Source organism: Pseudomonas sp. GW822-FHT05A08, assembly GCF_058800485.1.
In genome coordinates this window covers 3,456,809-3,473,655 of record NZ_CM179511.1, presented here as the reverse complement: position 1 = coordinate 3,473,655, position 16,847 = coordinate 3,456,809, and the positions used below count along the sequence as shown (strand labels likewise).

At 61.9% G+C, this 16,847-nt stretch carries 16 protein-coding genes and 1 pseudogene; 11 read left to right on the top strand and 6 right to left on the bottom strand.

Translation table 11 applies throughout. The features are described from left to right. Nucleotides 1–67: 67 nt before the first annotated feature. From AC3RCP_RS15635 to AC3RCP_RS15610, 6 genes are all read left to right on the top strand, one after another. Nucleotides 68–2,140, top strand: a complete 2,073-nt coding sequence (locus AC3RCP_RS15635) for a type VI secretion system Vgr family protein (protein ID WP_492570351.1) — start codon at nt 68–70, stop codon at nt 2,138–2,140. Beyond that, nucleotides 2,137–2,976: a DUF4123 domain-containing protein gene (locus AC3RCP_RS15630; protein ID WP_492570350.1), complete on the top strand. Its 840-nt coding sequence runs from the start codon at nt 2,137–2,139 to the stop codon at nt 2,974–2,976. Before AC3RCP_RS15635 ends, AC3RCP_RS15630 begins: the two co-directional genes overlap by 4 nt. Nucleotides 2,977–2,980: 4 nt before the next feature. Next, entirely contained in the window at nt 2,981–3,469 is a 489-nt protein-coding gene (locus AC3RCP_RS15625) for a DUF3304 domain-containing protein (protein WP_492570349.1), read from the top strand. A 127-nt stretch (nt 3,470–3,596) separates the two neighbouring features. Next, nucleotides 3,597–4,106 (top strand): DUF3304 domain-containing protein, encoded by a 510-nt coding sequence (locus tag AC3RCP_RS15620; protein ID WP_081502442.1) that lies wholly within the window; start codon nt 3,597–3,599, stop codon nt 4,104–4,106. Beyond that, nucleotides 4,103–5,923 carry a hypothetical protein gene (locus AC3RCP_RS15615; RefSeq protein WP_492570348.1) on the top strand — a complete coding sequence of 607 codons (1,821 nt, stop codon included), beginning with the start codon at nt 4,103–4,105 and terminating at the stop codon, nt 5,921–5,923. Before AC3RCP_RS15620 ends, AC3RCP_RS15615 begins: the two co-directional genes overlap by 4 nt. A gap of 280 nt (nt 5,924–6,203) precedes the next feature. Further along, the gene (locus AC3RCP_RS15610) at nt 6,204–6,464 is read left to right on the top strand and encodes a DUF2790 domain-containing protein (protein WP_101337914.1); all 261 of its coding nucleotides are present in this window, start codon (nt 6,204–6,206) and stop codon (nt 6,462–6,464) included. 162 nt (nt 6,465–6,626) lie between these two features. Here the strand turns inward: AC3RCP_RS15610 and AC3RCP_RS15605 are convergent, their stop codons facing one another. After that, nucleotides 6,627–6,896 carry a DUF1652 domain-containing protein gene (locus tag AC3RCP_RS15605; RefSeq protein ID WP_007926398.1) on the bottom strand — a complete coding sequence of 90 codons (270 nt, stop codon included), beginning with the start codon at nt 6,894–6,896 and terminating at the stop codon, nt 6,627–6,629. 471 nt (nt 6,897–7,367) lie between these two features. Between AC3RCP_RS15605 and eco the strand changes: the two genes are divergently transcribed. Beyond that, the gene (eco, locus tag AC3RCP_RS15600) at nt 7,368–7,850 is read left to right on the top strand and encodes a serine protease inhibitor ecotin (protein ID WP_087091025.1); all 483 of its coding nucleotides are present in this window, start codon (nt 7,368–7,370) and stop codon (nt 7,848–7,850) included. Nucleotides 7,851–8,048: 198 nt separating this feature from the next. On the opposite strand, the pseudogene ilvA reads toward eco, so the two are convergent. Beyond that, nucleotides 8,049–9,056 (bottom strand): annotated as a pseudogene (gene ilvA, locus AC3RCP_RS15595) (threonine ammonia-lyase, biosynthetic); the annotation flags it as partial. A gap of 266 nt (nt 9,057–9,322) precedes the next feature. Between ilvA and AC3RCP_RS15590 the strand changes: the two are divergent. Continuing rightward, nucleotides 9,323–9,526 (top strand): ParD-like family protein, encoded by a 204-nt coding sequence (locus tag AC3RCP_RS15590; protein ID WP_053261082.1) that lies wholly within the window; start codon nt 9,323–9,325, stop codon nt 9,524–9,526. Further along, the gene (map, locus tag AC3RCP_RS15585; protein ID WP_101337912.1) at nt 9,523–10,287 is read left to right on the top strand and encodes a type I methionyl aminopeptidase; all 765 of its coding nucleotides are present in this window, start codon (nt 9,523–9,525) and stop codon (nt 10,285–10,287) included. The genes AC3RCP_RS15590 and map overlap by 4 nt, the downstream gene beginning before the upstream one ends. 4 nt (nt 10,288–10,291) lie before the next feature. Here the strand turns inward: map and AC3RCP_RS15580 are convergent, their stop codons facing one another. Beyond that, nucleotides 10,292–11,233: a magnesium transporter CorA family protein gene (locus AC3RCP_RS15580; protein ID WP_492570347.1), complete on the bottom strand. Its 942-nt coding sequence runs from the start codon at nt 11,231–11,233 to the stop codon at nt 10,292–10,294. A gap of 7 nt (nt 11,234–11,240) precedes the next feature. Then, nucleotides 11,241–12,743: a RimK family ATP-grasp domain-containing protein gene (locus AC3RCP_RS15575; protein WP_492570346.1), complete on the bottom strand. Its 1,503-nt coding sequence runs from the start codon at nt 12,741–12,743 to the stop codon at nt 11,241–11,243. Nucleotides 12,744–12,919: 176 nt separating this feature from the next. Between AC3RCP_RS15575 and rimI the strand changes: the two genes are divergently transcribed. Then, nucleotides 12,920–14,026 carry a ribosomal protein S18-alanine N-acetyltransferase gene (gene rimI, locus AC3RCP_RS15570; RefSeq protein WP_492570345.1) on the top strand — a complete coding sequence of 369 codons (1,107 nt, stop codon included), beginning with the start codon at nt 12,920–12,922 and terminating at the stop codon, nt 14,024–14,026. Nucleotides 14,027–14,138: 112 nt separating this feature from the next. Here rimI and AC3RCP_RS15565 read toward each other — a convergent pair whose 3' ends face one another. Together AC3RCP_RS15565 and AC3RCP_RS15560 are read right to left on the bottom strand one after the other, a co-directional pair. After that, the gene (locus AC3RCP_RS15565) at nt 14,139–15,290 is read right to left on the bottom strand and encodes a PQQ-dependent sugar dehydrogenase (protein WP_492570344.1); all 1,152 of its coding nucleotides are present in this window, start codon (nt 15,288–15,290) and stop codon (nt 14,139–14,141) included. 67 nt (nt 15,291–15,357) lie between these two features. Next, nucleotides 15,358–15,723, bottom strand: a complete 366-nt coding sequence (locus AC3RCP_RS15560; RefSeq protein ID WP_492570343.1) for a hypothetical protein — start codon at nt 15,721–15,723, stop codon at nt 15,358–15,360. A 215-nt stretch (nt 15,724–15,938) separates the two neighbouring features. Here AC3RCP_RS15560 and ku point away from each other — a divergent pair, with 215 nt between their 5' ends. Beyond that, nucleotides 15,939–16,823 (top strand): non-homologous end joining protein Ku, encoded by an 885-nt coding sequence (gene ku, locus AC3RCP_RS15555; RefSeq protein ID WP_492570342.1) that lies wholly within the window; start codon nt 15,939–15,941, stop codon nt 16,821–16,823. Nucleotides 16,824–16,847 lie beyond the last annotated feature (24 nt).

Here is a 16,847-nt window from a genome sequence, read left to right as displayed (position 1 = left end):
GCTTGAATCGACCGGCTTATTCCTGCACCATCCGCCCCCTGCTTATTCAATGGATGGATTTCACGGCATGCTGGATGCTAACGCTACCCATATTTCCCTGACGATCGAAGGCGCCTCGGTCGACCTTCAGGTCCTCAGTTTCGTTGGCCGCGAAGCCCTCAATCAGCCCTTCTGCTTCGATATCGAACTGGTCAGCGCACGTCCCGACCTCAAGCTCGAAGAACTCCTGCATAAACCAGCCTGCCTGACCTTCGGCAGTACGGGTAAAGGCCTGATCCACGGCCTGGTGTATCGCATCGCCCAGGGCGATTCCGGGCGCAAGCTGACCCGCTACAGCATCAGCCTGACTCCGCAGCTCAACTACCTGCGCCACAACTTCAACCAGAAGATCTACCAGCACCTCAGCGTGCCGAAGATCATCGCCCAGGTCCTCGAGGCCCGCGGCATCCTGGCCGACGCCTACAGTTTCCAGCTGGGCGCCACCTACCCGGAGCGGGTCTACTGCACCCAGTACGACGAATCCGACCTGCACTTCATCCAGCGCCTGTGTGAAGAAGAAGGCATTCACTTCCACTTCCAGCACAGTGCCGGCGGCCACAAACTGGTGTTCGGCGACGACCAGACGGTGTTCCGCAAACTGGCGGCGGTGAACTACCAGCAGGACTCGGGCATGGCCGCCGAACAGCCGGTGATCAAGCGCTTCAACCTGCGCCTGGAAACCCGCACCAGCCGCGTCAGCCGCCGCGACTACGACTTCGAGAAACCGCGCCTGCTGCCCGAGGGCGCGGCCAAGTCCGGGGTCATGCCGGACCTGGAAGACTACGACTACCCCGGCCTGTTCACCCAGCAGGCCCGCGGCAAGCAACTGGCGACCCGCGCCCTGGAACGCCACCGCAGCGACTACCAGTTGGCCGAAGGCAAAGGCGACGAGCCGAGCCTGGTCAGCGGCCACTTCCTGACCCTGGCCGCCCACCCGCGCAGCGAATGGAACGACCTGTGGCTGCTGCTGGAAGTGATCCACGAGGGCAAGCAGCCGCAAGTGCTGGGCGAGAACATCACCAGCGACGTCACCAGCAACAAGGACGATTTCCATCAGGGCTACCGCAACCGCTTCCTCGCCACGCCTTGGGACGCACACTACCGCCCTCCGCTGGAACACCCGAAACCCAAGTCCCTGGGCAGCCAGACCGCCGTGGTCACCGGGCCCAAGGGCGAAGAAATCCATTGCGACCAATACGGCCGGATCAAGGTGCAGTTCCACTGGGACCGCGACGGCCAGGCCGACGACAACACCTCCTGCTGGGTCCGCGTCGCCAGCGGCTGGGCCGGCAAGGCCTACGGCGGCATCGCCATCCCGCGGATCGGCATGGAAGTACTGGTGACCTTCCTCGAAGGCGACCCCGACCAGCCCCTGGTCACCGGCTGCCTGTACCACAAGGAAAACCTGGTCCCCTACGACCTGCCGGCGAACAAGACCCGCAGCACCTTCAAGACCCTCAGCTCGCCGGGCGGCGGTGGCTACAACGAACTGCGCATCGAAGACAAGAAAGGCGCCGAGCAGATCTACCTGCACGCCCAGCGCGACTGGGACGAAAACGTCGAGCACGACCAGCGGATCCGCGTCGGCAACCAACGCCACGACACGGTCGAAGCCAACACCCTCACCGAACTCAAGGCCGAAGAACACCGCATCACCCACCTCGACCGCAAGAGCGAAATCCGCGCCAACGACCACCTGACCGTGGCCGTCACCCAGCACGCCAACATCGGCACCGCGCAATTCGTCGAAGCTGGCCAGGAGATTCACTACAAGGCCGGTGGGAAGGTCGTGGTCGAGGCAGGCGCGGAACTGACGGCCAAGGCCGGCGGCAGCTTCGTCAAGCTCGACGGTGGCGGCGTGACCATCAGCGGGGCCGACGTGAAGATCAACTCCGGCGGCGCGCCGGGCGTGGGTACGCCGGCGGCGCCGCTGTTGCCGGGACTGCTGAAGCTCGCTGACGCCGACAAGGCCGGCGGCCTGCTGCTGGGTCGTTTGAACTCGCCCATACCGCGCCTGACGCCGCCCAAGGGTATCTGCGTCGAGTGCCTGCTCAAGGCCATCCGCCAACGCCAGGCGATTCTGTCCGGAGCACAGCCATGAGCGATTTGCAGCAAGGCCAGCAGGACTGGGTCGACGCCGCGGCCAAGGGCTTGAGCCTCACGGCGATCGTCGAGCAGGCCCTGCTCAGCGCGCCGCAGCGCAATGCCCTGGGTGAACTGGAAGGCGCCCGCTGGCCCCTGATGTACCAGGCCGAGCTGGTCCAGCTGCGCAATGACGGGCCGCTACTGCTGGACATGACCGGTCAACCGTTCGAGCGGCTGGTGGCGATCCACGAACTGTTCGGCTCGAACCTGGCCGGCTGGTTGAGCAGCACCCTGCCAGCCAATCGGTTGGCCACCCACCTTGGCGACGCCCTGGTCTGCCAGGACGCCAACGATTCGGTGCTGCTGATCCGCAGCTACAGCGCCGAGGTACTGCCCCTGCTCCACCAGCAAGTCGGCCAGCCATGGCACCAGTGGCTGTTCGGCCCCCTCGACACCTGGTGGGTCAAGGCCGAAAAAGACTGGCAGCGTCTTGCCGGTCCGGCGCACAGCGAAGTGCCCGAGTACCACCCGATCCGCCTGGATGAGCCGATGATGCACAGCCTGCAGCATGACGCCCACGCCGAGCAGCTGCTGGTGCAGACCGAAAACGTCGCCCCCGAGGCCTTTGCCAGCGACTGCCACGGCGAACGCCTGCAACAGGTGCAAGACCTGCTGCAGATCGCCAGAGACCAGGGCCTGGACCAGCAGGAAGATCAGTCGACCTTCGTGTTGCACAGCCTGATCACCCGCAGCCCACTGCACCAGCGCCCCGAATGGGCAGAAATCCTGCGTCAGATCACCGATGACCGGGACACCCTGGAAAACGCCCTGGCCGCACAAGAAGGCGCCTGAGGCGATGCCGTTGCCGTCACTCGCAAAGCGCTGGAAGCGCCTGCCCGGCCGCCAGAAAACCCTGATCCAGTGGTTGGCTCTGGGCGCGCTGGTCGCCGGTTATTTCATCTGGCAGTACAGCCGCATGCCGGGCGCGGCGCTTTATGGACATAACCATACGGATCGACCCATCTTCAGTTATTTCGTCAATGACAATTGGGGTGGAAATGGGGGCATGACCTGCTGCTGGCGCATCGAAGGCAAGACACTGAAGGTGGATTGGATCAAGAGCATGACCCGAACACAGTATGAGCAGGGGGCTCGGGAAGAAACCCTATCAGTCGAGATCTCTAACCCTCCCCGACAACGCAGTGACCGCTATTTGCATGTGCACTTCTTCCCCGGCGACCAGGTTCGCCTGGCCTGGAGCGCCAATCTCGACACCCCCTATGAAAATCTCAAGGAAGCACCCGCAGTGCCTGATGCCAAGGACCAGGAAGCCCAACCCCAATGAGTCACGGGTTTTCGCCGCCCACTATTGAAAAACTTGCAAGCAGCGCGAGCTGGACAACAGAAATGCCCCCCAGGCGAAAGAACATGACCGTGCGCAGAAACAGGTTCGCACTAACAAGGAGTTTGTTGTGACATCGATTCAATCACTTAGAAATCGCTGGAAGTCTTTGTCCGGTTTGCAGAAAACCCTCATCAATCTGTTGGTCTGGGGGGGACTAATTGCTGCCTATTTCATATGGCAGTACAGCCAAATGCCGGGTGCAATGCTCTACGTTCACAACCAAACGGATCGCCCTATCTTCAGCTACTTCGTTAATGACAACTGGGGGGGCAATGCCACGGCAAACGGAGGGGGCGGAGCAACCTGCTGTTGGCGCATTGAAGGCAAAACACTGAAAGTAGATTGGATAAAAGGTCGTACAGGTGAGCAAGTTCGCCAAGGAGTTCAAAAAGAAACCTTATCAGTCGAGATCGCTAACCCACCTCGTCAACGCACTGATCGATATCTACACGTGCATTTCTTCCCCGGAGACCAAGTTCGCCTAGCCTGGAGTGCCAACCTGGACACTCCTTATGAAAACCTCAAGGAGGCGCCACCAGTCTCTAACTCCAAGGATCAGGAAACCAAATCCCAATGAGTACCCGTAATGCTGATTTGGCTGCGGCTGCCGGCGCCCGTTGTGCGGGACCAACCAAAAACTCGCATATCACTACTTGTGAACGAACTTTGCGGATCGGATTCTTTTTCGACGGCTTTGGACGTCACCTACTGAAAGACTTGCAGTCAGGTCGGGTTAGTAACGTCGGCAAGATGTATATGGCGCACCCCACTACTGGAAAGGATGAAGCCTCTTACAATTATCGAAGGCTATACCTTTCAGGAATGGGCACGGAGTACATCGCAGACCTGACCACCACCGCCAATGCCGGCGTGGATACCGCAGGCAGCAAGGCAGCCGATGTGCCCAAGGATGTGGCAAAGGACGAAGGGAAAAAGATCCTCAAGGATGTACTGAAAGGTCGTAACTGGTGGGATCGCTGGAAACGCGACCTGAAGGACCTGGTCAGCGCCCCCCTTAAGGGCCTTAAAATACTGAAGAGCGTAGTGGTCGACGCGGCGTCTGAAGTCATTCCGCCCCTGCGCGACAACCCCATCATGGCTGAGATAGCCAAGACTGGAGCCAATATTCGCATCGATGGCGCCATCGACTACCTGAACGACGAAGTGAGCAAGGTCAAGGCCTTGAGCGGCCCGCCCCTTAAGCGTATCGAACTGTCCGTGTACGGCTTCGACTACGGCGCCACCCTGGCCCGGGGCTTTCTGTATCGCCTGCTGGACCGCTGCCTGATCGATGGCGAGAAAGTGGAGTACCAGGGCGCCCAGGTGGTCGTGTTGTTCGCCGGCCTGTTCGACGCGGTGGACCGCAGCCGTAGCGATATACCGCTGATCGACGACTATATACCCGTGCCCACCAGTAACGTGCTGGGGGACGCCAATGTCCTGCCCAAGCAGGTCAGGCAGGCGCTGCATCTGGTCGCCGCCCACGAGCGGCGCTTTTACCGGCGGGCCAGCCTGCTCGGCAAAGGCAACGCCAAGTGGCGCGAAGAACTGATGCCCGGGGTCAGCGAGGATATCGGTGGCAGCCTGCTGCCCGGCGAGCAGAAACCCAGTGCCGAGCTGGCGCTGGTCAGCTTGCACCGCATGTACCGCGCAGCATTCCAGGCAGGAGTACCTTTCCTTCATCTCGAAGACTTATACGAAAAGGATGCCGATACTGCTGAGCTGTTCACCTTCAACGACCATATCAACGGCAAGACTGCCTTTGGACTGGTCAAGCATTATCAGTCGGCCGCCAAGGCCAGCATCGCCCAGCTGAAAAACCTCAACCTGGGTGACCAAGTGCCCTTCCTCGGCCATATGCGCCTGTATATCCGCTGGCTGGCGTCGATCTCGCGCCCTTATGTGCAGCGCCTGCGGGAGATCGGCGAAGAGGAAGATCGCCTGAACGCCAGCCAGTATGCCGCGGGGAATAGCGCCGGGATGTTCGGCCGCCCGGTGGAAACCCCGGAAAAGAGGCAAGCCCGCCTCAAGCGCACCCAGGAACTGCAAACCGAGCGCGAGACACTAAGGGCACAACTCGGCTGGCTGGAAGATGTCGACAGCGAAGCCCGCAGCATGCGCAGCGGCCGCACGCGGGATGGCTACAGGGCCGCTGGCACACCGCAGCAGATGCTGGTGTGGCAGGTGCTGTTGGAGGAGGAATGGTTCAAGGAACAACTATCGCCATTGCCGGAGGAAGTGAGCCTGTTGTTCGGCCACTTCATACATGACCAGTTGGTCCAGTCCCTGGCGCAGCGCTCAGCCAAGTCGGTGAGCGGGCAATGCTACTTCGATATCCGCGGGATCGATCTGCTGGAGAAAGAAGAGGAAGAAAAGGAGAAAGACAAGAAATAAGTGCATTCAATGCCTGCCCGGAGTCGGGCAAGGCGTTGACGACCTGCAAGGCAGGGGCTTGTGTCCCCCTGCCTTCAAGCCCCCGCTGACATCGAATAGGCGTTTCTGCGCAAAGCACATTTCGTCGGGCAGTCTCCCTTCCGCGCAAATCATTAGCCCCCTACTTAATCTTCGATTAATCCCCCAGCCCAAAACTGTACGCGACCGCGCAGCGCAGAATCCCCTGTCGCCCTCCGCGGCGCGCTCGATGCGGTTTTGTCGGGCTTATCGGAGAACGCTCATGAACATGCGTATTTTGCTGGTCGGGGCCCTGGCGTTTGCCGGGGTCGTGGGTCTGGCTCAGGCGGACACGACCCAGGTGCAGCCGGTGCCTTATCACTATGGCATGCCGCTGAAGGTGGCCAAGGTGGTGTCGATGACCGAGCCCGCGACGCCGGAGTGCAAGGTGATCACCGCGGACATGACCTTTATCGACAAGGCGGGCAAGCTGGAAGCCATCAGTTACCGCAAGCTGTCGGATGCTTGCAGTTATCAGAACTGAGGACTGCCCTGCTCTATCGCGATCACGCGCAGGATTGTCTCGATTGCAGGCGGTCCCGCGAGATTCAGGCAGGGGTTCTGGTAGCGGTGAAGGTCGAGGTTGCGCCTGGCCCGGAGGTTATCCAGGCCAGGCAAGCAACACAGGCATTGGCAAAGCCGCCGATCAATGAGCCCTGGATTTCAGGGCGATGGGCTGGCTTCCCGGATGATTCGCCAGGTCGTAGCGCAACTCGGCGATCAAATCGTTGATTTCCCGGCAGCCGTTGAGGCTCGCCGCATCGATACCGGTGACCACCAGGTCCACGCGGTCGGTTTCATGGTCGCCATAGACTTTCACGGTCATGTGCAGGTCGGGGCTCAGGGTGCACTCGCAGCGTTTGGGCAGGAAGCTGCATTCAATGATATTGCGCAGTTCCAAGGCAGATAAGAACATGGCAGATCTCTCCGTTGGTGCAGTGGCCATTCAATGATGGCAAGAATATCGTCTCGGGATTCCACCCCCGAAATACGGCGTACGGCATGACTAAACCTCCCTGGAAGAGAAAGCCATTCATTAGACTAGGCCGTATTGGCGCATCCACTAAATTCTATTTTGCTCTGAGCAGTGAGGCTTTTTTTCACCCTCGGTCCTGGGATTTTCGTCCGCTGGAGGAGCTTCCTGCGAGCCCGATGCTGGCCTCTCGCCGATAGGGGATGGAACACAGGCATGCCGTCCTCCCGCTCGTTTTCATGCGTTATAAATCATCGACTTATCCCTGGGTATTGAAGGAAAACGTCATGTTAACTGCCGCGGCGAAGTGGGCCACGGTTTGCATGACCGGACCTTCCCCAGTCAAACTGCCCGGCGTTTCAAACAAACGGTTCCCTCCATGGAGAGCCGTCGATCAACCTGCAAGGAGGCCTTATGCGCTTTTTCCCTGTTTCCACCGCCATCGCTGTGCTGTTGAGCGGTCTGTCCACCCTGAGCCATGCGGCCAAACTCGAAGACGTGGCGCCCTACCCCAAGGCTGAAGAAGGTTTTGTGCGTCAGGTGATCCACCTGCCCAAGCAGGCCAAGGAAGAGGACTTCAAGGTCGAGGTCCTGGCCGGCAAGACCCTGACCGTCGACTGCAACCGTCAGCGCCTGGGCGGCACCCTGGAAGAGAAGAACCTGGAAGGCTGGGGTTACCCCTACTACCGCCTGGACAAGGTCAGCGGGCCGATGAGCACCTTGATGGCCTGCCCCGAGGGCACCAGCAAGCAGGCGTTCGTGCCGGTGGTCGGCGAAGGCTTCGTGCTGCGCTACAACAGCAAGCTGCCAATCGTGATCTACGCCCCCAAGGACGTCGAAGTGCGCTACCGCCTGTGGTCCGCCGCGGACAAGGTCGAGAAGGCCCGCGCGGAATAACCTGCGCAGCGGCTACATCGCGGGAGATGGAGCCGCTGCCGCAGGCTGCGATCGGTTTGGGCGGCACTCCGATGCAGTGGCCGCCAGGCCAGGCACCGCGGTGCATCAGTGGTTTGGCTGGCGAGCGCTTCGCGCTCGTGCGCAGGCTTCGCCAGCGGCTACAGAGGCCCTGCTCCGTTCTTACACCAGCGCGACCGCGCCCAAGGCCGCGCGCTCGGCCACCTGCCCCAGACGATCGAAGTTGATGTTGGCCCCGGAATCGATGGCCACCAGGGTTTCGCCCTGTACGCCGCTGCGGGCCACGTACTGCTTGATCCCGGCCACCGCCAGCGCTCCCGACGGCTCGGTGATGGAGCGGGTGTCGTCGTAGATGTCCTTCATCGCGCAGCAGAGTTCGTCGTTGCTGACCGTGATCACTTCATCGACCAGCGCTCGGCACAACTCGAAACAATGGGCGCCGACCTGCGCCACGGCAACGCCGTCGGCGAAGGTGCCGACGCTAGGCAGCACCACCCTTTCCCCAGCCCGCAACGCCTGCTGCAGACAGTTGGAGTGCTCGGACTCGACGCCGACGATGCGCACCTCGGGCCGCAGGTATTTCACATAGGCCGCGATGCCGGCGATCAATCCGCCACCACCCACCGGGACGAAGATTGCGTCCAGGCGCCCGGAGTACTGACGCAAAATCTCCATGCCCACCGTGCCCTGCCCGGCGATCACGTCCGGGTCGTCGAAGGGCGAGACAAAGGTCTGGCCGCTACGCTCGGCCAGTTGCAGGGCATGGGCCAGGGCAAAGGGAAAACTCTCGCCCTGCAACACCGCCTCGGCGCCACGGCTGCTGACGCCCTGCACTTTCAGCTGCGGTGTGGTGGAAGGCATGACGATGGTCGCCTTGATCCCCAGCTCCCGCGCCGCCAGCGCCACGCCCTGGGCGTGATTGCCGGCGGAAGCGGTGATTACCCCGCGGCGCTTTTGCTCGTCGCTGAGTTGCACCAGCTTGTTGTAGGCGCCACGGATCTTGAAGGAAAAGGTCGGTTGCAGGTCCTCGCGCTTGAGCAGCACCTGATTGCCCAGCGCCGCCGACAGGGCCGGCGCCGGCTGCAACGGCGTGCGCACCGCCAGGTCGTAGACCGGCGCCGCGAGAATCTTCTTCACGTAGTGCTCAAGCAGGTCCAGTTGCGTGTCGGGCTCGGCGGGATGGTTCATACGGCTCTCCTGGCTGTGTTGAAAGCCCCGGAGACAGAAAGAAAAAACCCGCCTCTAGGGCGGGTTGGGTGCAGTGTCAGACCCGCCAATCAGGAATGGCGGTAATAATGCTTGGCTGGGAACGCAATGCGGAAAAAGTCATGGCCAGGAAATTAACCGGCGGATCGCTGGTGAGTCAATGGCCAATGACAGGTCGAGCTATCTGCCATTTGCCGAAAAATATACGAAACGTATATGCTTCGTATATTTACCAGGACAGAAACCCCGTGGGCATCGTCAAGATTTCAGATCAACTGCATGAACAGATCCGCGTCGCCAGCGACGCCATGGATCGCTCCATCAACGCCCAGGCCGAGTTCTGGATCAAGATTGGCCTGCTGGCCGAGCTCAATCCGCACCTGGCCTACAACGACCTGATCAACAAACTGCTGCTGAACAAGACCGATCTGATCCGGGGGCGCAGCGCATGACCCAGGCCCTGATCAAGACCCCGCAGCAACTGGCGCTGATGCGTGAATCCGGGCGCCTGCTGGCAACGGTGTTCAGCTTTCTCGACGACCTGGTCGCGCCCGGCCTTTCGACCATGGAACTGGACACGGCCGTGGAGCGCTTTATCCGCCACGACCTGGGCGCCCGTCCGGCCAGCAAGGGTCAATACAATTACCCCTACTCGATCAACACCTCGATCAACGAAGTGGTGTGCCATGGCATGCCCCATGAGAAGGCCATCCTCAAGGACGGCGATATCATCAACATCGATATCACTCTGGAAAAGAACGGCTTTATCGCCGACTCCAGCAAGATGTACCTGATCGGCAATGTCAGCCCCAAGGCCCAGCGCCTGGTGAGCACCACCTTCGAGGCGATGTGGGAAGGCATCAAGGCGGTCCGCCCCGGCGCGCGCCTTGGCGATATCGGCCATGCCATCCAGAAACACGCCGAAACCCGGGGCTACAGCGTGGTGCGCGAGTACTGCGGCCATGGCATCGGCCGGCAGATGCACGAAGAGCCGCAGGTTCTGCATTTCGGTCGCCCCGGTACCGGCCTGGAGCTGCGCGAAGGCATGGTGTTCACCATCGAGCCGATGATCAACCAGGGCAGCGCCCGGGTGCGCGGCCTGAAAGACGGCTGGACCGTGGTCACCCGCGACAACGGCCTGTCGGCGCAGTGGGAACACACGGTGGCGGTGACCCGCGACGGCTTTGAGGTACTGACCCTGCAACCGGCCTGAAACCTCAGGCGCACTTGCCGTTGCCGCCGGCCAGGCGCCTGAGACCGAGCACCATCCCCCCTGCCCCCAGCAGCATCGCCACGAGGAACAGCGGGTAGGCAATCCACCACGGGGTGCCGGCGGTCATCATGCTGAATTCGGACATGCCGCCGATGCTGGCGATCAGGTTCAGCGGCAGGAACACCACGTTGATCAGGGTCAGTTTGCGCAACAGGCTATTCATGTTGTTGTTCATCAGGTTGCCGCGCGCGTCGATCAGCCCGGAAAACACCGTCGAATAGATCTCCGCCTGCTTGTAGCACTGGTTGTTCTCGATGATCAGGTCGTCGATCAGGCCGACGGCCTCGGCGCTGAAGTGCGCCTTCTCGGCGTGGTTGCGCAGCCGGGTCAACACCGCGCCGTTGCTGTGAATGGCGTTGATGTAATAGATCAGGCTCTCGCTGAGGTTGAACATCTGGATCAGGTGGCGGTTTTCCATCGAGTCGTTGAACTGCTGCTGCAACTCGCGGGCGACCATCTTGATCACCTTGAGGTGCCCCAGGTAGTGATGGATGTTGGTGGACAGCAGGTCCAGCAGCACATCCAGGGGGCTATTCAGGGCCTGCCGCGCGCCCAGGCCGCTGAGCTGGCTATCGTCGTGGGCGATCACCAGCAGGCGTTGCGGGGAAAACAGCAGGCCGCAGGACGACACCTCGAACGACAGGCTGCCGCCGCCGGAGTAGTTCTCCGGGCGTTTCCAGATCAGGAACAGGTTGTCCGGGTGAAACTCGATGCGCGACACCTCGTCCGGGTCCAGCGCCGAGGCCAGGGCGTGTTCGTCGAGCTTGAAGCCGGTGCGCAGCAGATCGCGCTCGGCGGGGTCCGGGTTGCTGAACAGCATCACTTCGGCATCCAGGTGCTCCACCGGCAGCAGGCGGCCCTGGCTCAACTGGTAGCTCTTGATCATCGGCCGTTCACCAGGCCTGCCCGCGGCGCTTGAGCTCCAGGCGGCGGACGAACTCCTCGAGCACCAGGGAATACAGGTCGTCGCGCAGGTAGGCATCTTCGATGCCGGCGTCCAGGTTGGGGTTGTCGTTGACTTCGATCACCGCCACCTTGTCGCCGGACTGCTTGAGGTCGACGCCGTACAGGCCGTCGCCGATCAGGTTGGCGGTCTTCACCGCCAGTTCCACCACCGCCCGTGGCGCCTCGTGGACCGCCAGGGTGCGGCATTCGCCGTTGATGTCCTGGCCCTTGGCCTTGTGGTTGTAGATCTGCCAATGCCCCTTGGACATGAAGTACTGGCAGGCGAAGATCGGCTTGCGGTTGAGCACGCCGATGCGCCAGTCGTACTCGGTGTAGAAAAACTCCTGGGCCAGCAGCAACACCGAATGTTCGAACAGCTCGGCGGTGGCCTCCAGCAGCGCCTGCTGGCTCTCGACCTTGATCACCCCACGGGAGAAACAGCCGTCGGGAATCTTCAGCACCAGTGGGAAGCCCAGGCGCTCGCCAACCCGCTCGAAGTCTTCCGGTCGTTCCTTGTAGAGAATCTCGGTGGCGGGCATGCCCAGCTGGTGGCTTTTCAGCAGATCGGTCAGGTAGACCTTGTTGGTGCAGCGCAGGATCGAGGCCGGGTCGTCCATCACCACCAGGCCCTCGCTTTCGGCCTTCTTGGCGAAACGGTAGGTGTGGTTGTCGACGCTGGTGGTCTCACGGATCAACAAGGCGTCGTACTCGGCGATACGCGAGTAATCCTTCTTCTCGATCAGTTCGACGTCGATGCCCAGGCCCTTGCCGACCCGGACAAAATTCTCCAGCGCCCGGGCGTTGGAAGGTGGCAGGGCTTCCTGCGGGTCATGGAGGATCGCCAGGTCATAGCGGGCCAATCTTTTCGAGCGCGGCATGCGCCAGATCTTGCGACTGAAACTGTCCAGGGAATGGGCGAATTGATCTTCCTGGTCTTCGCGCAACTTATGTAAGGCACCGGACTTCACCCCTTCGATATGCCAACCGTTAGTTCGTTTGAAGTCCACCAGCAATATTGGACAAGGAAAGACTTCGAATAACTGTCGCGCCAACTCCTGTAACGGTTCGATATGAGTCTTGCCGAAGTACAGGGTCAGGGTAAAACCTTCGGTATCGCTGTAAAGATGATTGCTCAGGGCCTTTTCCAGGGTTTTATCCAGGTCGTCCAGGGCCAGGCCATAGAGCGATTTGCGGGTCAGTTCGCTGATGGTGCGTACCGAGGGAATCACCTTGTGCCCCCGCGCCTCGGCCAGCAGCGAGCAGTAGTAACCGTGGCCCAGGTACTTGTAGCTGCGGCACAGGTTGATCACCTGGACCCGCTTGCCGGGCTGGGTTTCTCGGGTCTGTTCCAGGTACTCCTGAGCGCTGAGGATGTCTTCGCTGGGGAAGTAGGAGGCCCAATCTTCCTTGCGCTCGACAATAATCAGCAACTGGCTGGAAGTTTCACTCATCGCTGAAAAATAATTAACCGGAGTTATTGTCGCCGGCAGACTTTGCTCGGATACTCCACGCCAATGACCTTGTACCGCTGACATAATGTTTGATCCGCTTAAGAACAAGACCTTTTCTATTAAGCACGAACTTTTTTGAAAGTCTCGTTTCGTTACGCAACTTTTACGGCGATTATATGGATCTTGTCTTTCGCATTGCCACACCTGAGGACCTGCCTGCTTTAGTGCGACTGGAACAGCAGTGTTTCACCACCGATCGCCTGACGGTGCGCAGCTTCCAGTGGATGATCAGCCGCGCCCATGCGTGCCTGATTGTCGCCGAGCAGGCGCAACAACTGCTGGGTTATGCCCTGGTGCTGTTCCATCGCGGGACCTCCCTGGCCCGCCTGTACTCGATCGCCATCGCGGTCGAGGCCCGCGGGTCGGGCCTGGGCAAGCGCCTGCTGGAGCGGATCGAAGCCTGCGCGCGGGAGCATGACTGCGCCTACCTGCGGCTTGAGGTGCGCAGCGACAACCCGACGGCCATCGCCCTGTACGAACGCAGCGGCTACCGGCGCTTCGCCGTGCTGCACGACTACTACGAGGACCACGCCGATGCCCTGCGCCTGGAAAAGCGCATCCTGCAGCATCGCGAGACCCGCGCCATCCGCGTGCCCTATTACCAGCAGACCACCGACTTCACTTGCGGCCCGGCCTGCCTGCTGATGGCCATGGCCGCGCTGCAACCCGGGCGCGCCCTGGAGCGCCGTGAAGAACTGCAGCTGTGGCGCGAGGCGACCACCGTGTTCATGACCTCCGGCCACGGCGGCTGCAGCCCCCAGGGGCTGGCGCTGGCCGCGTGGCGCCGTGGCTTCAGGGTCAGGCTGCAGGTCAATACCCGGGGGCCGCTGTTTCTCGGCGGGGTGCGCGACGAGCATAAAAAAGACGTCATGCGCCTGGTGCATGAGGAGTTCTGCGCCCAGCTGGATAGCAGCGACGTCTTGCAGGTGCTGGGCGGCCCGCTGGACCTGCCGAGGCTGCTGGCCGATGGCGGCCAGCCCCTGGTGCTGATCAGCAGCTACCGCCTGACCCGCTCCAAGGCCCCGCATTGGGTAATGGTCACCGACTGCGACGAAGAGTTCGTCTACCTGCACGATCCCGATGTCGACCACAGCCAGCACCGCCAGCCAATGGATTGCCAGCACCTGCCGGTGAGCCACGGCGAATTCGCCAAGATGTGCCGTTTCGGCAGCGGCAAGCTGCAGGCGGCGGTGATCCTCTACCCGGCCGCAGTGCCTCTGTAGGAGCGAAGCTTGCTCGCGATAGCCGCGAAGCGGCGATTCATCCTGCCAACACGCGTTATCGTTGAAGATTTTTTCGCGAGCAAGCTTCGCTCCTACAGAAGAAGGGACTGGGTTATTCCAGGCCAACCTTGTACAGCCTGCCCTTGTCCTCGTCGGTCAGCACATACAGATAACCGTCCGGCCCCTGGCGCACGTCGCGGATGCGCTCCTTGAGTTCACCCAGCAGGCGCTCCTCGTGGCCCACCTTGTCGCCGTCGAATTGCAGACGGATCAGCTCCTGGGACGCCAGGGCGCCGATGAACAGGTTGTGTTGCCAGGCCTTGAAGCGGTCGCCGTCGTAGAAGGCCATGCCGCTGATGCCGGGGGATTTCTCCCAGACATGCCGCGGGCCCACGGTGCCTGGGGCAGTCTTGCCCTGGGCTTCGGGAATCGGCGCGCCGGAATAGTTGATGCCGTGGGTCGCCAGGGGCCAGCCGTAGTTCTTGCCACGCTCGATCAGGTTGATTTCGTCGCCGCCCTTGGGCCCGTGCTCGTTATCCCACAGGGCGCCGCTCCAGGGATTGAGCGCCGCGCCCTGGGGGTTGCGGTGGCCGTAGGACCAGATCTCCGGGCGCACGCCCGGCTGGCCGACAAAGGGGTTGTCCTGCGGGATCCGGCCATCCGGATACAGGCGCACGATCTTGCCTTGCAACTTGTCCAGGTCCTGGGCGGTCGGGCGCTCGTTGTTTTCCCCCAGGGTGATAAACAGGTAGCCGTCGCGGTCGAACACCAGGCGCGAACCGAAATGGTTGCCGGTGGAGAGCTTGGGCGCCTGGCGGAAAATCACCTGGAAGTCCTTGAGCGTCTTCAGGTCCTCGGACAGCCGTCCGCGCCCCACCGCCGTCCCCGCCGTACCGCCCTCGCCGCCACCTTCGGCGTAGGACAGGTAGACCAGGCGGTCCTGCTTGAAGTCCGGCGACAGCACCACATCCAGCAAGCCACCCTGGCCCTTGGCCCAGACCTGCGGCACCCCGTCCAGGGGCGCTGAGAGCTTGCCGTCGGCGCCGACCAGCCGCAGGTTGCCTGGGCGCTCGGTCACCAGGATGCCCTGGCGGTCCGGCAGGAACGCCAGGGCCCAGGGGTGGTCCAGGCCCTCGACCAGCGGGGTCACGCTGAGGGGGCCCAGCTCGCTCTGCAACGGTTGGCTGGGGGCGGCTGCGACCGGTAGTGCGCTGCTCAGAACAAGGCTGGCACAGACGGTTGCCAAGAGGGTTTTACGCAACATGCACAATTCCTTCTGTCGATAAAAAGGTTTCCGCCCGGAGCCGGCATCGGCCTCGGGCGGTCAGCGTTTATCGCTGCTGTTGGTTACGCGGTGGGGTCACGGGTGTCGGATCGATGATCCTTGGCTGGGTGATGGTGCGCGGGTAGCCGTTGCCGATGCCGCCGTTCTCCAGGGTCGGAGGGCGTTGCACCGGCACCGGATTAACCCCACGGACAGCCGGGGTGCTGGGCTGGGTGCCCTGCATGCTGTTGGGGTTGGCCCGGCGTATCGGGCTGTTGTAGGGGTTGTTGTTACCGCCGGGCAGGTTCTGCGCCAACAGCATGGCGGACGTTGGGCTGCTGTCCGGATGCGCCGCCTGAGGCGCGGCGAACGCCGCGGTGCTGACCCAACTCATCAATGCGAAAGCGGCAAGAGCGCGAAGCAGGTTGTTCATGGCGACCCTCTTGGATGGCGACGAGTTATCGCATTCGAGTCCAGGCTACGTCGCGCGTTCGGCCTTGTTAATTAAATAATCCGTCAGACATGTAACACGAGTTATCGGCTTGCCCATGCAGGCCGGCACCCCGGGGAAACTTTCGCGCCGCGCCACGGGTCACCTGAAAACCAGTCGCTGCATGGCGATTCCACAGTCAATACGGGGACAGGCTCATGGCACGGGCAATCTGGAAAGGCGCGATCAGTTTCGGCCTGGTTCACATTCCGGTGGCGCTGGTCTCGGCGACCGCCTCCCAGGGCGTGGACTTCGACTGGTTGGACCAGCGCAGCATGGACCCGGTGGGTTACAAGCGGGTCAACAAGGTCACCGGCAAGGAAGTCGGCAAGGAACATATCGTCAAGGGCGTGGCCTACGAAAAAGGCCGCTATGTGCTGCTCAGCGAGGACGAAATCCGCTCGGCCCACCCGCTATCGACCCAGACCATCGACATCTTCGCCTTCGTCGACAGCCAGCAGATCCCGTTGCAGAACATCGACACCCCCTACTTCCTGGCCCCCGACAAGCGTGGCGGCAAGGTCTATGCGCTGCTGCGCGAAACCCTGCAGAGCACCTCGAAAGTCGCCCTGGCCCTGGTGGTGCTGCACACCCGCCAGCATCTGGCGGCGCTGATGCCGCTGGAGTCGGCGCTGGTGCTGGTAATGCTGCGCTGGCCGGCCGAGGTGCGCAGCCTCGACGAACTGACCCTGGGGCCGGAGGTGACTCACCCGGACCTGGCCAAGGGCGAACGGGACATGGCCAGGCGCCTGGTGGCGGACATGAGCGCCGACTGGCAGCCTGAACAATACCGCGACAGTTTCACCGACAAGATCATGGCCCTGGTGGAGAAAAAGGCCCGGGCCGGCAAGATCGAGGACGTGGAAAGCGCCGCCGGCGAAGAGCAACGCCAGAGCGCCGACATCATCGACCTGACCGAGATGCTCAAGCGCAGCCTGGGCGGCAAGTCCAGGAGCAAGGCGCCCGCCAGCCCGGGCAAACCCGGCAAGGCCGCGGACAAACCCGCGGCAACCAAGAAAGCCACCAAGCGATCCCGTGCCTGAACCGCCGGCTCGCCATACAAGGTA

Excerpts from the sequence above, each read along its gene's own strand:
- AC3RCP_RS15635 (WP_492570351.1), top strand. The coding sequence starts at position 68 with ATGCTGGATGCTAACGCTACCCATATTTCCCTGACGATCGAAGGCGCC.
- AC3RCP_RS15630 (WP_492570350.1), top strand. The coding sequence starts at position 2,137 with ATGAGCGATTTGCAGCAAGGCCAGCAGGACTGGGTCGACGCCGCGGCC.
- AC3RCP_RS15625 (WP_492570349.1), top strand. The coding sequence starts at position 2,981 with ATGCCGTTGCCGTCACTCGCAAAGCGCTGGAAGCGCCTGCCCGGCCGC.
- AC3RCP_RS15615 (WP_492570348.1), top strand. The coding sequence starts at position 4,103 with ATGAGTACCCGTAATGCTGATTTGGCTGCGGCTGCCGGCGCCCGTTGT.
- AC3RCP_RS15610 (WP_101337914.1), top strand. The coding sequence starts at position 6,204 with ATGAACATGCGTATTTTGCTGGTCGGGGCCCTGGCGTTTGCCGGGGTC.
- AC3RCP_RS15605 (WP_007926398.1), bottom strand. The coding sequence starts at position 6,896 with ATGTTCTTATCTGCCTTGGAACTGCGCAATATCATTGAATGCAGCTTC.
- eco (WP_087091025.1), top strand. The coding sequence starts at position 7,368 with ATGCGCTTTTTCCCTGTTTCCACCGCCATCGCTGTGCTGTTGAGCGGT.
- map (WP_101337912.1), top strand. The coding sequence starts at position 9,523 with ATGACCCAGGCCCTGATCAAGACCCCGCAGCAACTGGCGCTGATGCGT.
- AC3RCP_RS15580 (WP_492570347.1), bottom strand. The coding sequence starts at position 11,233 with ATGATCAAGAGCTACCAGTTGAGCCAGGGCCGCCTGCTGCCGGTGGAG.
- AC3RCP_RS15575 (WP_492570346.1), bottom strand. The coding sequence starts at position 12,743 with ATGAGTGAAACTTCCAGCCAGTTGCTGATTATTGTCGAGCGCAAGGAA.
- rimI (WP_492570345.1), top strand. The coding sequence starts at position 12,920 with ATGGATCTTGTCTTTCGCATTGCCACACCTGAGGACCTGCCTGCTTTA.
- AC3RCP_RS15565 (WP_492570344.1), bottom strand. The coding sequence starts at position 15,290 with ATGTTGCGTAAAACCCTCTTGGCAACCGTCTGTGCCAGCCTTGTTCTG.
- AC3RCP_RS15560 (WP_492570343.1), bottom strand. The coding sequence starts at position 15,723 with ATGAACAACCTGCTTCGCGCTCTTGCCGCTTTCGCATTGATGAGTTGG.
- ku (WP_492570342.1), top strand. The coding sequence starts at position 15,939 with ATGGCACGGGCAATCTGGAAAGGCGCGATCAGTTTCGGCCTGGTTCAC.